At 39.3% G+C, this 14,779-nt stretch carries 11 protein-coding genes; 6 read left to right on the top strand and 5 right to left on the bottom strand.

Features of this window, described 5'->3' with window-relative positions; translation table 11 throughout:
* Positions 1–790: 790 nt before the first annotated feature.
* Positions 791–2,227 (bottom strand): hypothetical protein, encoded by a 1,437-nt coding sequence (locus EVJ20_RS13510; protein WP_131508585.1) that lies wholly within the window; start codon positions 2,225–2,227, stop codon positions 791–793.
* A gap of 289 nt (positions 2,228–2,516) precedes the next feature.
* Between EVJ20_RS13510 and EVJ20_RS13505 the strand changes: the two genes are divergently transcribed.
* Both EVJ20_RS13505 and EVJ20_RS13500 read left to right on the top strand, forming a co-directional pair.
* Complete coding sequence (locus EVJ20_RS13505; protein WP_131508583.1) at positions 2,517–3,458, top strand: restriction endonuclease subunit M; 942 nt, start codon at positions 2,517–2,519, stop codon at positions 3,456–3,458.
* Positions 3,459–7,457 carry an Eco57I restriction-modification methylase domain-containing protein gene (locus EVJ20_RS13500; protein ID WP_131508580.1) on the top strand — a complete coding sequence of 1,333 codons (3,999 nt, stop codon included), beginning with the start codon at positions 3,459–3,461 and terminating at the stop codon, positions 7,455–7,457. It abuts the gene before it with no gap.
* Between the two features lie 339 nt (positions 7,458–7,796).
* Here the strand turns inward: EVJ20_RS13500 and EVJ20_RS13495 are convergent, their stop codons facing one another.
* From EVJ20_RS13495 to EVJ20_RS13480, 4 genes are all read right to left on the bottom strand, one after another.
* The gene (locus EVJ20_RS13495) at positions 7,797–8,843 is read right to left on the bottom strand and encodes a hypothetical protein (RefSeq protein WP_131508578.1); all 1,047 of its coding nucleotides are present in this window, start codon (positions 8,841–8,843) and stop codon (positions 7,797–7,799) included.
* A 480-nt stretch (positions 8,844–9,323) separates the two neighbouring features.
* Positions 9,324–10,349 (bottom strand): tyrosine-type recombinase/integrase, encoded by a 1,026-nt coding sequence (locus EVJ20_RS13490; RefSeq protein ID WP_131508576.1) that lies wholly within the window; start codon positions 10,347–10,349, stop codon positions 9,324–9,326.
* Positions 10,350–11,267: 918 nt separating this feature from the next.
* Positions 11,268–11,558: a hypothetical protein gene (locus EVJ20_RS13485; protein ID WP_131508574.1), complete on the bottom strand. Its 291-nt coding sequence runs from the start codon at positions 11,556–11,558 to the stop codon at positions 11,268–11,270.
* 301 nt (positions 11,559–11,859) lie between these two features.
* Positions 11,860–12,081 carry a helix-turn-helix domain-containing protein gene (locus EVJ20_RS13480; RefSeq protein ID WP_131508572.1) on the bottom strand — a complete coding sequence of 74 codons (222 nt, stop codon included), beginning with the start codon at positions 12,079–12,081 and terminating at the stop codon, positions 11,860–11,862.
* Positions 12,082–12,416: 335 nt separating this feature from the next.
* Here EVJ20_RS13480 and EVJ20_RS13475 point away from each other — a divergent pair, with 335 nt between their 5' ends.
* The 4 genes from EVJ20_RS13475 (at position 12,417) to EVJ20_RS13460 (ending at position 14,769) form a co-directional block, all read left to right on the top strand.
* Positions 12,417–12,905, top strand: coding sequence for a helix-turn-helix domain-containing protein (locus EVJ20_RS13475; RefSeq protein WP_131508570.1), 489 nt, complete (start codon positions 12,417–12,419; stop codon positions 12,903–12,905).
* A 298-nt stretch (positions 12,906–13,203) separates the two neighbouring features.
* On the top strand, positions 13,204–13,386 hold the full coding sequence (locus EVJ20_RS13470; protein ID WP_131508568.1) for a hypothetical protein: 183 nt from the start codon (positions 13,204–13,206) through the stop codon (positions 13,384–13,386).
* Positions 13,387–13,398: 12 nt separating this feature from the next.
* A complete protein-coding gene (locus EVJ20_RS13465) occupies positions 13,399–13,602 on the top strand; it encodes a hypothetical protein (protein ID WP_131508566.1) in 204 nt (67 codons plus the stop codon).
* Positions 13,603–13,668: 66 nt separating this feature from the next.
* Positions 13,669–14,769, top strand: coding sequence for a hypothetical protein (locus EVJ20_RS13460; RefSeq protein WP_131508564.1), 1,101 nt, complete (start codon positions 13,669–13,671; stop codon positions 14,767–14,769).
* Positions 14,770–14,779: the final 10 nt, after the last annotated feature.

Raw genomic sequence — 14,779 nt, 5'->3', positions numbered from 1 at the left:
TGCAATTTCAGTACGGTGTTTTGTTACCAAAATCACTTTAAGCGTTTCATACCGCCATTTCTACTGAAAACCGAGTAGAATTTTTGAGATAAAAAAGAGAAAAGTGCAAGTTCAGTACGGCGTTTTGTTACCAAAAACGAAAAAGTGTAAGTTCAGTACGGTCATTTGCGACAAAAAACAGTAAAAGTGCAAGTTTAGTACGGTCATTTGTTACCAAAAACGAAAAAAGCGTGTTCGAAATAAATTTCGAAAATGATCATAATCGCTAAAAGTGCAAGTTCAGTACGGTATTTTGTTACCAAAATACAAAAATGTAGTTTCAGTACGGTCATTTGTTACCAAAACAGCAAAAGTGCAAGTTTAGTACGGTCGTTTGTTACCAAAACCGTTCGGATTTGATAAAAATGAGCGCTCAATCCACCAAAAATGACGATACCGACGGAAAGACGGTTGCATATCGAGCAGAAAATCGAGGTGATGCACGGATAAACTGGTCGTTCTCCTTGGGGCCAGTCGTCTGCTCACTCCCTTTAGAGGAGACTTGAAACTCTTCGCTCAGATCGACCGTGTGAGCAGAGGGCGGAAAAAGTGTAAGTTCAGTACGGTAGATTTGGAAACCCTGAGGAGCGGCTATTCTGATTCATAGGAATCCTACAAGATCCTGAGCGCTCGGTGCTCGCTTCCACCCTCACCATCGCCGTGAAGTCGACTCGCCGATGATTCATGTGAAACATTGAGAAAGAACGATCGAAAAAAGAACCCAGACAGACTGGGTTCTCCGTGATAGCAGTTATAACAGAAGCGTATCCGCATGGCCAGGCAATTCCCATGATTCCAACGGGTAGAAAGTAAAGAAGTAGTAATCGCCGGAACGGTGCCAATCCTTCAAGATGAAATCATGTTCCTTGATCCGGTCCAGATTCAATTCAAGTTCCTTTAAGTTGTCGGCTTTTCGGACCTTGTTGAAGCGAATTGAATAGGTGAACTGGCGCCAGTGTCTTCTGACTGGTTGTTGCTCCCCCGTCTGGATGGAGCTCATGCGTTCTTTTTGGAGGACGAAGGCCAGATGATAAGCGAAGCTGCCCTTCAATTGTTCGATCTGCTCCCCGTAGATGCTGACGATTTGTTGTTTCAACAGGTCGTCGTAGATCTCCTCACTCACCGTGACGATGACTTGACTCTCGGCGAGCGTCGTCGCATTTTTGATGGTCACTGAGGAAAACAGGCCACGGATGAAAAAGTCCCCGTCCTCGTTGTGTCCCGCGACCCGGTAATAACCGAGCTTCATGAGGCGCTGCGTCGTCAGATCATAGCTTTTTCCGCTATCGTTCGCATACAGCTTCTTGACGAGTTGGGCGAGCGGGAAAATGATCTTACGGCTCGTCTGGAACGTCATGTCCCGATACGCCAGAATCTCGGTGAAGGCCTCAAAGTCTTTTGAGTCGAGGTCTGGGACCTTCCCGTTCAATTCTTGGATGAACTCCTTACTGACGAGGACCGAGAGGTGGTCTGGGATCCCCTTTTTATATTTCGGGATGACCGTGTCGTAATTCTGTAGTTCGAGATTCAGTTGAGACGCTTCGTTCAGTTTCTCATCCAACAGGTCGGTCTGGTTCTTGATACGGTCTGACATGCCGAAGAACGGGATATCGACAGCAAGCGTCGGAGAGTGATGCGCCGTCGGTTGGTTGAGGTCGACTTCTTTCGCGACCTCCCATAGGATCATCAGGACGTCTGTCTTGAGAGACGTCTTCTTCTGGTTCGCGGTCTTTTGGGACCAATATGGATACGTATGGATCAACAGGTTCGGGTTTTCTGCCCATTCCTTCAACTCTAGGATGCATTGTTGCATGTAGGCATCAATCGTTTTCACGTGAAACTCTTTTAAGAAGGCTTCGGGACCGACCAAATGATGGTACGCGGTGATCATCTCGAACCGGGCACGCAGTTCTTTTTTTGGACCGCGCCCCTCTTCATAGTTTCGAATGGCGGCTTGGACCCAGCGTTTTTTCAGTTTGTTGAAGGAATGATAACGGACCTTCTTATAAGAAGCCTCTAGGTTCTCGAACTGATAGTTCTCTTGATAAAGTGCCGTGACGAATTCCTGGATATCAAAGATAGACACGCTATGGAGGATCTCTTCCATGCGATGCTTTTGAATAGCTGTGACCGCTTGAGAAATGATGAGTTGCTGCGAGCGGCCGTTGGGGGACGAATGAGTCTCCATAATAATCACCTCTTCTTCAATAAATATAGCATAAATAAAGGAATGTCGCTTTTTATTTCAGATACCGTAAAAGTATGCGCCGGCGCATACTTTTAGTTAGCAAATAATATGCACTGTGATAGTTTCATTGGAGTTAATATATTGTAATGTTTCATCTATTGTTTAAGAATAAAAATTCAATTATGCTCAAGAATGCGTTTAAATCAAGAATACGTTAAAATAGTAAGCACGATGAAGTTTTTATAAATAAATACTCCTGCTTATAAAGCGGAATAAGTGAGTTGAAAATATGCTTGAAACTACTGGAATTGACATTATCGAAGACGAAATAATTGATTATAGCCCCAAATTATTTTCTATTCTTCTTAAAGACAGAACTACTAATAGCAACATTATTTGGGCTACTGAGGACTACACATACATGGGTGAACTATATAACCCCCATTTAAAAATTACTAAAGATTTAATCTCAGGAGAAAATCGTCAAGTCATTCAACCGCGAGCTTTAAAAAGTAAAGATGTACAAACTGATAGAACAAAAACGAAAGGCGAGGTTTTTACTCCGTCATGGGTGTGCAATTTACAAAATAACCTTATAGATAAAATTTGGTTTGGTCAGGAAAATGTATTTAACTATGCTAAAGGACAAAGTTGGATAACATCTCACTCTAAAATACATTTTTCAGAAAACCCCAAAAGAGGGTGGAAAAATTATGTGGATGAGAGGCGACTTGAGATTGCTTGCGGAGAAGCGCAGTACTTAGTAAGTAGATACGATAGCCTCACTGGTAAGAAGATCCCCTTAATGAAAAGAATAGGTTTGCTGGATAGAAAAATGCGAGTTGTACATGAAAACACTAGCAGTGAAGAAGAATGGATTAAATGGTCTATTCGAGCATTTGAAAGTATTTATGGATATGAATTTCAAGGTGACAGTTTGCTTTTAGCTCGTGAAAATCTTCTACTAACATATATTGAATATATGAAAGAAAAATTAAATAGGAAACCTGAATTGAAGGAATTAACTAAAATTTCTACAATAATTTCTTGGAACTTATGGCAGATGGATGGCTTGTCTTATACTGTCCCTTATCAAGATAAGATTATAAAAAAAGAGCAATTAGCTTTTTTTGAAACTAATAAAGATGAAGATATTGCTTACTGTAAAATCAAAGATTGGCGTAGTAAAAAAGTTATTCAATACAAAAAAATGTTAACTATGGAGGTTTAAATGAGTAACGAGCTAAATGAAACTGACATATTAGATCATTTGATTACAGGAAGAGTATCTCCTTCTATCTATGCATTTATTACTAATACTGTTCCTAATTATCTTAAGGTAGGGGATACGTATCGCCCTGTAAGTCAGCGTCTTAAAGAATGGTCTTTTCACTACCCAGATCTTATAAAAAAGTTCGAAGATAAAGCTAAAATAGACGACGATATCTACTTTAGAGATTATGCTGTTCATAAATTTCTTGTGGGAGAATTGAAAAAAGAACGTCTGAATTCTACTGAAGATCAAACTTATTATAGTAATGAATTTTTTAAAGACACAACCCCATCTGATATTAATTCTGCAATAAACGATATTAAGGAAAGCTATGTTAAAAATCCAGCCAAATATGTATATTACGATGTACATCATAAACTTCCTAAAACATACACTTATAAGAGAGAGCAAGAGTGGCCACTGAGACCAAATCAACAAGTAGTTGTAAATAATTTTAAAAGAGCTTATGAAACAGGGCGGAAGAATTTATTAATGTATGCAGTTATGCGATTTGGTAAGTCCTTCACAGCCCTTTGCTGCGCTTTAGAAATGGAGGCTAAAATTGTATTAGTTGTCTCGGCTAAAGCAGATGTCAAAGATGAATGGAAGAAAACTGTCGAAAAAGCAGGCAATTTTAAAGACTACATTTTTTTAGATACATCTTCACTTGAACATAATGAAGATGCAATCCGAGAAGGGACATCAAAAAATAATCGAGTAGTTATTTTCCTAACCCTACAAGATCTTCAAGGAACGACCCTTAAGCATAAACACAAAGAAATTTTCAATTCTTATATTGATCTTTTAATAATTGATGAAACTCATTTTGGGGCACGCGCAAAAGAATATGGTTCTATTTTATACAAAAGTAAAGAAGCAAAAAACATAAGCAAATTATCTGACGATTACATAGATGTCAAAAACACGCATGATACATTTAAACAGTTAAATATCAATGTTAAATTGCATTTATCAGGAACACCATACCGAATATTAATGAGTAGTGAGTTTGAAGAAGACGATATTATTTCTTTTGTCCAATTTTCAGATATCGTTAATGAAAAAGAAGAGTGGGATCGACATAATTTAATAAACGATGATGTAAATGAATGGGATAATCCATACTTTGGTGTTCCTCAAATGGTGAGGTTTGCTTTTACACCTAATAAATCATCATTGGAAAAAATGCGAACATTAAAAAAACAAGGAATCGATTTTACCCTATCTGCATTGTTTGAACCTCATTCAATTCAGTTCGATCCTAAATTAAGTAATCATAAAAAATTTAAACATCACTCTGAAATTTTACAACTCTTTAAAGCCATTGATGGATCCGAGAAAGATGAAAATATTTTTAGTTTTCTTGAGTATGACAAAATTAAAGAAGGTAAAATGTGTAGACATTTAGTAATAGTATTACCATATTGTGCATCATGTGATGCGCTTGAATCATTATTAAATGAACATTCTACGGAATTTAAGAATCTAAATGACTATGAGATAATTAACATTTCAGGTGTGAACGGCAGTAAGCTGTACAAAAATCCTTTAGAAATCAAAAAAAAAATCAAGGACTGTGAAATAAATAATACTAAGACTATTACTTTAACTGTTAACCGGATGTTAACAGGGAGTACAGTTGAACAATGGGATACAATGCTTTACTTCAAAGATACTGCTTCTCCACAAGAATATGACCAAGCAATTTTCAGGCTGCAAAATCAATATACAAGAGAATTAGTTAGTCGAGAAGGTGTCATTAAAGAAAATTTAAAACCACAGACTTTACTAATTGATTTTAATCCCCAAAGATTATTCAAGATGCAGGAACAAAAGGCATTAATTCATAACGCAAATGTCTTAAAAAATGGAAATTCCGAACTAAGAGAAAGAATAGTCGAAGAAATAAACATTTCTCCAATCATTACAATAAATCACAAGAAAATAAAGCAGGTTGAGGCAAAAGAGGTCTTAGAAGCTGTAAGCGAATATAATAGTCAAAGAAGCATTTTTGAATCTGTTAAAGAAGTACCAATTGACTTTTCAATTCTTCAAGACAAAGAAATTGAAAGAGAAATTAAAAGACAATCAGTATTCGGTTCGAAAGAAGGATTGACTCATAATCCATATGGTAGCCAAGATGATGGAGATGAATTAGGAATACCAGGTGGGAAGTCGGATAAAAGAGCAGAAAGATCTCCATTTAAAGAAAGGTCTGATGTTTCTACTGATGAATCTTATGAAGAGAATCAAATAAAAAAACAATTTCAGACGTATTACCAAAGAATTTTGTTTTTTGCATTTCTAGTTAAAAATAGTGTGAATTCATTAGCAGATATTATTGAAGTAATGAACCAAGATGATAATCAGCGAATTTCAAACAATCTTTATTTAAGTAAAAATATTTTAGTTAAAATGCACCAAAGAATGAATTTATTCATTCTTAACAACTTAGATTATAAAATTCAAAATATCTCTAGATTATCAAGTGATGAGTCAGTTGCTCCACTAAACAGAGCAATTATTTCATTGAAAAAATTTAATAGAATGTCTTCTTCAGAAATTGTAACTTCACCTGAAGTTTGTGAACAAATGATTAATTTAATTTCGGATGAAGCATTAAGAAATATTATTGAAAACGATCTTAAAATATTGGATATTGGAAGTAAATCAGGTGAATTTTCAGTTGCTCTTGTAAATCGCTTGATCACCGACTTGAAATTTTCTATAGAAGATATCTCCGATTCTATTTATTCAATTCCTACTTCTTCCGTCGCTTATGAGTTTACAAGACGGTTTTATGAAATTCTTGGGTTGAATGTTAACAACATTTCGTATCAATTTAATTCGTATGACTTATTAGAAGTTGAAACAAGATCGGGTGAACCGAATTACAATAGAATAAACGAATTGCTAACGCAAAAACGAATTTTTAGTGAAATAACAACTGACGATTTAATTAAGAAAGAAGGTGTGATAATGAAGTTCGGTGCAGTGGTAGGAAATCCACCTTATCAAAAAATGGATGGCGGAACGAAAACAAGCGCTTCTCCGATATATCAAAAATTTGTATTTGCCTCAATGGCTTTAAATCCTGATTACATCTCTATAATTACTCCTGCTAGATGGTATGTAGGTGGAAAAGGTTTAGATGTTTATCGCAATACAATGCTTAATGACACAAGAATAACTGAAATAGTAGACTATCCAAACTCAAACGATGTATTTGCAGATGTCGAGGTTGCTGGTGGAATTAGTTATTTTTTATGGGAAAAGAACGCTAAACAAAAGAATTGTAAAGTCGTGAATTTTGAAAACGGGAGTCGAAATATTGACTATAGACCATTAAATGAGTACGAAGTATTCATTAGATCTAATAAAGCGATTTCTATTGTGAGAAAAATTCTAAACCAGCATGAAGGTCTTTATCTAGATAAAGTTGTATCTGCATCAAAACCGTTCGGTCTAAGAACTTTCTATAAGCCTCGAGAAGAAGGTGTGCCATGCCAATTTATTCAAAAAATCGGGCTGAAGTATGCAGAATTTAAAGATATAAAAGATCAGTGGGGATTGCTCGATAAATGGAAGCTTTTAGTGCCGCGTTCTCCTATAGCTGGTCAAACTGATTTTACTAAATCTGTTGGTATTTATTATGAAGGAAATATTCGTATTATTCCGCCTGGCACATGCTGTACTGAATCGTATCTTGTAGCGTTTTCAGCGGATTCGTTAGAAGAAGTTAATTCTTTTAAATCTTATCTTCTAACAAAAGTATTTAGATTTCTTTTGTTACAAAGTGTTGCTTCGCAAGATATCGTCCGCGATAAGTTTAGATTTGTTCCTCACCTAGAAGATTATTCGGAAGTTTATACCGATAAACTTTTATGTGAAAAATGGGGGATAACCGAGGATGAGTGGAAATATATCGATTCGAGGATCCATAACTCAGGGAAGTGATTTTAAAGACAATTTCTCATCATAAAAATTAAGTGAGAGAGGTTGAAAAAACGCTGAGAATATTATTATGTACGCAATTTTATATCTCAAAAAAGCTGTAAACTTTGAAAATGTTTACAGCTTTTTTGAGATGGAGACCAAGTAAAGTGAAAGAAATTATTTTTTAGGTCATATTGTTTAGAATGATTTTATATTCATTTAACTAAAGTCTCTTTTGTTACTTGTCAATTGTATGACTAATGAGATGTAGAGATGAGTTCTAAAGATTTAATTCGTGGGTAAAGTCTTATTTTCGAATATTGGAATGAGTAATGAACTTATTTATCTTAATGTTTTAGATTAGATCTTTCTTAAATCTGCTAAAAACTTTTTACTTGTTTTAAATGGTTCATTAATTTTTCGAGTATTATGAATGCTTTGAGAAGCTTGAACCACTGGAATTATACTGGACACAGCGAGTGGTAAAGTGAAATCGTTTGAGTTGAACATTGACCATATTGTTACCCCACAGTGTACTAAGTCTAATTTATGAGATCGTAGTTCGCTAGTTAAATCATTTAAAGTAGTATCGTATTCCAAGGAATCTAAATAATCAGCGGCTGATAAATTACTATCGTGCGCCAAAACATATTTTTCTAATGTAGTATGAAACGCTGAAATTTTATTTTCAAAAGAATCAGAATTTCTAATTGAAATAATTTTAGAAAGTGGAATTCCGTCCAAGTCTTGCGGGATCATAAAATTAATAAGCCTATCAGCAATAAACAGTTTACTTTGATCTATGGACTGACTAGTATAAGTCGCTCTAAGAAAATTATCATAGTTGGAATCGTCTGTAATCGTCGATACATTTTTATTATCAGCAATATTATTTGCAAAAATACTCATATAAATAAAAGCTAAATCAGGATTGGTTTTAATTCCATTATCACTAATAGTGCCCATATTACGTTCTTTGCAAAAATATATCCATTCACTTGCAAATTTTTCGTTATAAATTTCGTAGGTATGCGTTTTATTGTTGCTCCACTCTAGCTCAATATCATTTGTGCCAAAGGTTGGTGAATAGTATTTACGATTAGTTAATAGCCTGGTAATGGTGTCGATAGCTTTAAATGAAGCATTTTTCCCGTCATCGTAAGAGGGATTGTAAGATTGAATTAAATCTGTATCTTCATAGACCGCTTTGAAAGGTGCTGTAAAATCAATTTTAACATTGGAAGGTATAATAGGATTAATTTCTTTGTAATATAGTAAAGCGAATTTCAACCATTTTTCGTCACGAATTTCAAAGTGAGGGTAGTATATCATTTTACAATTTCCACCTCTATTTATTTGATGTGAACCAAAATCAAGCAGGGAAATCATCTGAATTTTAATATCCATAACAGTTTAACTTAAGAGTAGGGTTAATTAATAGTCCAACTTAAAACTATAAAAAAAATATCATATAGAGCTACAAATATAATAAGTAGTGATTATTATGCTTTTTTTAGTAATAATCGACTGAATACCCATGGGGATAAATTCAAGGATTTCGTCTGGCTTCACTTTATATTGGTAAACTTCAAGAATGTAATGTGGACGTTATGACTGACTATATGTGTAATACGCGTACGCTTCCGGCATAATGTATTATAATTTTTCATTTAGTTCCCGTGGTGAAGTAGTCATAGCATGGTAATAGTAGAGATATAATATACGTATTTTGATGTTTTTTATGAACAAGAGTGTAATTTTTGAAGAGACATAAGAAAATAGAAAGTAGTCGGCATGTGTGGAACTGAAAACTTTAAAAGTATAAACGAATTTAGATAGTTTGATTTTAGGTGATTTTGATTGATTACGACCACTAAATTGGACAATTTAAGTAAACGGGAGATTGTGGTGAAGTGTATTGGAGATTTGGTCAATAGATTGCAAGTAACTATTTGTAGTGTTAATCGATTCGTGACCAACCAATTGCATGACCCCGATCAATGGGCTGCCATTGGCCAAGAGTTTCGTGATATAGGCGCGACGGAACCAGTGGGGTGGAGTTCGTTCTTCCGCTGCGACACGCTCGACTGCCTGATGCGTCATCAGTCGAAGAGCTTCATAGGTCATTGCCTGACCTGACTTTTTCGTGCTGAAGGCGATAAAAGGTGCGTCAATCTCCTCGATCATCATGAGCGTCTGCAAGCGGTTGATGAGATGGCTCGCCTTCTCGGTGAGCGGGATCCGGCGCCACTTGTCACGCTTGCCTTTCACCTCGAGGTAGAAGGTGTGCTGGTTGCGTTTCACGTTGGTGAATTGGACGGAGAGCAGCTCGGCCGCCCGCATCCCGGTCGTCAGCAACAAATACCCGATCGTCTCGTTCCGGAGCTCCATGAGCTCCTTTTTTTGTGCCCGCTTGACGGTGTGGCGAAACGACTCGGCGATCCGCTCGATCTCGTCAAAGTCGACCTCACGGCGGAGCGGTTCCGGGCGCTGCTGGTTCTTCACGTGGAAGGCTAGGTTATGGAGATGATACTGATTGGCGTGAAGATAAGTCAGAAGTCGCTTCCACATGTTGTTCTTCCGCTGCGCCGTGCGCGGCGCATACTGCTCGTTCACCTCGAACAGATAACGATGGATGTCGAGCACGGTCAGACGCTTCAGGCCATCCGTCTTCGTCATCACGAAACTGAGCACGAACTCGAGGTCCTGCTTGTAGGCGCGCCTCGTGTGCGGGCTTTTGTCGGCGTAGATTGGGAACAGCTCCGTCGCCCAGAACAGCTCGATGATTTCCACGTCATTTAACGCCTCGAGATTGATATGGTCGCTTTTTAACGCTTCGGCCAATTTTGGGTTCATCCCGGTCAATTCTCGTAACGCCAATTCGAACGCTTGCTTCTGTTTCTCGATCTCCATGCTTCTCCCTCTTTTCTTTCTGTTTTTTTGGACACAATGTCTGATTTATTAAAAAAACGTCGTTTTTCTATGTATTACATATGTAATATCTAATAAAATACGACTGTATTAAGTTTATAAATTCAAAGTGACGATGTGTTACAAAGATGTATCTATATATCAATTAAAAACACTAACTTGTGATAACCTTATATTATCACAAGTTAATTAAGTACAAACAAGATTATGGTTTGGGAAAATTGAGATGGTAGAAATAATTCTGATATGTATATGAGAGAGGATTCGTTTTAAGAGCATCAATGGTGGGGTTGAAGACTTATCATAACAATTAATGTGTAAGGAGATCATATTCGTTTATACGGGCAATGAAGAATTTAAGAAATTTAATTAGGGTGTGTAAAGAGTCTTTCCACAGTTGTTTTTTCGAAGGTATAATTAATGCTGACCTTGGTATAAGTAAACAAGGATCGTGAATCAAAGAGGATGTTGACATAGATATTTTACAAGTACAGGTTACTAATACTCATGTGTTCATAGTTGTTTAAGAATTTAAATCGGTTCTATCGGTAAAATCAAGTGATCGGTAAACAATTGTTATCTTATCCGTACTTATAAATTTGTAGGAGGGAATAAAATGAATACCTACACACCGAATCAACTAAGTTACATCTTAACCAAGCAAAAAATGGTGTAATGACAAAACAGGGGTGAGCATGCAAATCTATTTTGGAATAACCTAACTGGTGCTAAACGGCGATAATATTAATGCCATCTCATAGGCGGCTTCTCTACCTAAATTATATGCTTCATCAAAATCTTTCTTCCTGTGTTTTGCTGATTCAACCAATTTTTCTCGACGCCTCTTTTTCTTTAGATAGACTAACTTTAATGGAATTAATTAATTTGTTATCCATTTGATCACCCCTTTTCAGTGGTATTTGCATTCTTCAGCAATTCTCTTTCTTCTTCTCTAATAATTTCTTTGACATGGTTTAGAGATGTGAATGAAACTCTCCTTCTCGATTCAGACCATTTTGTGAATCGCTCTTTGGTTTCAATCGCGATAATGTGATCGCCTTCGTCTGAATCAGGTCTAAAATAAGCAAGTTTAAACTCGTCCTTGATAAAGGAATTTATTGCGTTTGTATAACTGATTGTATGAATGTATCCCATATCTTCAATCTCTTTGAAAACATCTCTTCTGTTCATCGTCATAACCGCCTTTTTAATGATTATTAGAGATTCAAGCTTTTAATTTTTGTTACCGTCTCTTCGATAGTTTAAACGACAAGTTGTCTTCTTGAGTCGTCTTCAACATCGCCAACAGTATTTAAAATTGAAGAGACTTCAATCTACTTTAAGGATATTGTACCCTTCCACTTTACGTACCGAAATCAGTTCAGGCACATTACCGAGGTAGATAAGAGCGCCAAGTTATATAACATTTTATTCAACGACCTGATAGCTTTAAATATTGTTCAATATAATGATATTTAAAGCTATTTTTGAACTAATCAAATCTGCTGTTATTGAAAAAATCACTGAGCGAAATATTTAAACCATCACAAAATTTCTGAATCGTGCTTACCTTTGGATGCTTCGTTCGTCCATTCATTAACTCTGAAATCGTCGCTTGGTTCAATCCACCCTTTTGAATGACTTGATGGATGGTCATATTGCGTTCCGCAGCGAGCTCCTTCATCCGCTCGATGATTGCCTCGTTCAATTCCACTTGCTCACCCCACGATCAAAGTACTCTCTTCATCACTTATTCTTTACGAACTCTCCTATTCCTCTACTCTACCACAATCTCTTGAAATCAAAGTACTTGTCATTATTTTCTATCTACAATGCGTTATTTTTACAGTTATGCTACAAAGCCAAAAATATTGAGTTTCTGTTGCTAGATATCCCTTGTGTAGAGCGGATTCGACAAGAATCGTCAACTGTAAAATTTCTGACATATCAGAAAACTGATGATTTTTAATTCGAACCCTGTTATATTGGAACCAACAAAAGGAAACATCTGTTTGGTCGCCGCTCTGGTTTACAGAAAGGGGAAGGCTTATGTATCGATTCGGGGAGTGGTTGAAGGAGAACCGCCGGCTCTTGGGCTGGTCACAGGTCGAACTATCCGAGAAGACATTCGGAGAGATTTCACAGCCCGCCATCAGTCAGTACGAACAGAATCGCTCGGTGCCGTCGATCGCCGATATTGATCACCTGGCCCGCGCGTTCGGACACACGCTCGCGACGGTCCCATGGGACGCCATCGACTTCGGATACGGGGCGAAGCGTTCCGTCACCAAGCTCGAGCGACGTCGGTTCGACCTGAAGGAGCTACCGCAGGCTGACTCGGTCCGCACGTTCGACGGGAAGACGTATGAACTGCACGGCTTTATTGGGATCGAGGAAGGTAGCGGTGAGGTGGTCCAGCTGACACAACTCTATTACCGGATTCGGACCGTCGTCTGTGACTCGCACGTGTTGGCCAAGCGCAAGAACCCTGATGACGAGCTCATCCACGTCAAGAAGCGAAAAAGAGTTCGACAATAACCGACATCGACGCAGCAGCACATCCTTAAGGATGGTCTAATCCAATCGCATACCGGCGTGTCCCTCACCAGTGACCGGGTGAGCGGGATCTACGCACAGATGGTTCGGCGAGAGTCGCCTAAAACTCGCCACAAGGTCACATAATCGTTCTGGGTCATCGAAAAACCCTTTACAGTTCCTCAATGTAACGAGGAGCGGAGTTTGTGGGGGAACGGCTAGAAACCCACCGCATCGAATCCGACTGTCCTTAATGATGTGCTGCTGCACATCACGAGATCAAGGGAAGGAAGTGTGCATTGTGGCATCAAAAGAGCAGAAACAGAACCGTAACTTCGCCGAGAAACTTCTGCGTATTCGTGGGAAGGATTATGAGGAATGGCTCGACGAGCAGCATCAACAGGTCATCCAGGACAACCAGGAACTCATTTTGGAGGCGCTCGAGGCGAAGCTCAGCTTCAAGTCGCCGGCGCACCAGGACTAAGGAGGGAACGACATGGGACTCAATGAGACAGGGCTCAGCTTGCTTCAGTTCTTCCAGGGACTCGCCGTCATCGCCGCGGCCATCGCCTTCGCGATCGGGGGTTTCTACTTCATCTTCGGCGGGGATCGGGGCCGCTCGAAAGCCGTCGTCGGCCTGATCATCGTCATGGGCGCGTTCACGCTCGCCGAGATGGTCGACCAGAACATCAAATTCTAATACACACGCACACAGCGTTCCAATCGGAAGGCTTTTTTTGTTGCTTGAAACGAGAGGAGGAACGAGATGCTGTTTGTACGATTCACCGACGTACCGGACATGCGGATCCAGAACTATGAGCGGCTCCCCTTCGCCGAGGCGGTCATCGCGACACATGACCTGCACCAGGCGCTCAGCGAGGAAGGGGCGAGCTGTTTTGGTGACTTCCGGCTCTTCGACCAGAAAGACGAACTGCTCTATCGGGGAACGTTCACGTTCGGAACTGAAGGCACCTATCCGAACCTGTACCATCAGGTCAAGGACCGGGTACTACGGATTCGGACGAAAAAAGAGGACGACGCGAAGAAGATGTGGCTCCTCGACGAGATCGAGTCCGAGACACCGGACGACTATAAGCGCCAGTCCGTCAAATCGAACCCGATTGTGTCATCGACCTATAAATCGCGCTTGACTCGACTGCAACGTCGCCTCATCTACGGGGCGGCTACTGTGGGGATTCTATTCACATCGTTGTTCACTGCCACCCAATGGTTTATCGACAAGGAGGCACACGCCGAACAGGTGACCGGTGTCGAACAGACATGGCTGGATGCTTACGAACAAGCGCTCCAAGGTGAAGAATCATCACTTATCCAACTGCTAGAGCGGAAAGACCGGTCCGAGGAAGAGAATGCCCTATTGGTCGACCTCTATCTAGCGGAAGGCGCGGATCAGAAAGCGCTCGAGCTCACGAATGACCCGATCCTGATCGAGACGAAGTTGGCTGCGCTTGATCTATCTGATAAGGAGAAATTGGAACGGCTCCTGGAGTTCCAAGCGTCACATCCGACCGATGAGGGCGGGTTCGATATCGCTGCACTGGAACGGGACCATGCGACCGTGGCCAAGACCGAAAACGTGGAGTGGACTGCTCCCCGCGCCTCGGCGAAAGTAACCGCTTATCTCTATCTCGGGGATATCGAGTCCGCGAATGATTGGGCGTCCAAGACGAAAGACCCTGCCGTACAAGAAAAAATCGACAACTATCAAGATAGTACGGCCACCATCGACGAGCTGAAAGATAAACTGAAGAAAACTTCTAGCAAGGACACTTCGGCCCGTGAGAAGATTCAATCCGCTATCGCTGCTGAAGAAGTTGACCTGCACACGATTCTTTATTCAGATTAAGGTAGGTGAA

It is taken from the genome of Exiguobacterium sp. SH0S1 (assembly GCF_004337165.1).
Taxonomy (GTDB): Bacteria; Bacillota; Bacilli; order Exiguobacteriales; family Exiguobacteriaceae; genus Exiguobacterium; species Exiguobacterium aurantiacum_A.
The sequence above is the reverse complement of the archived record's forward strand: the minus strand, read 5'-3'. Positions and strand labels throughout refer to the sequence as shown.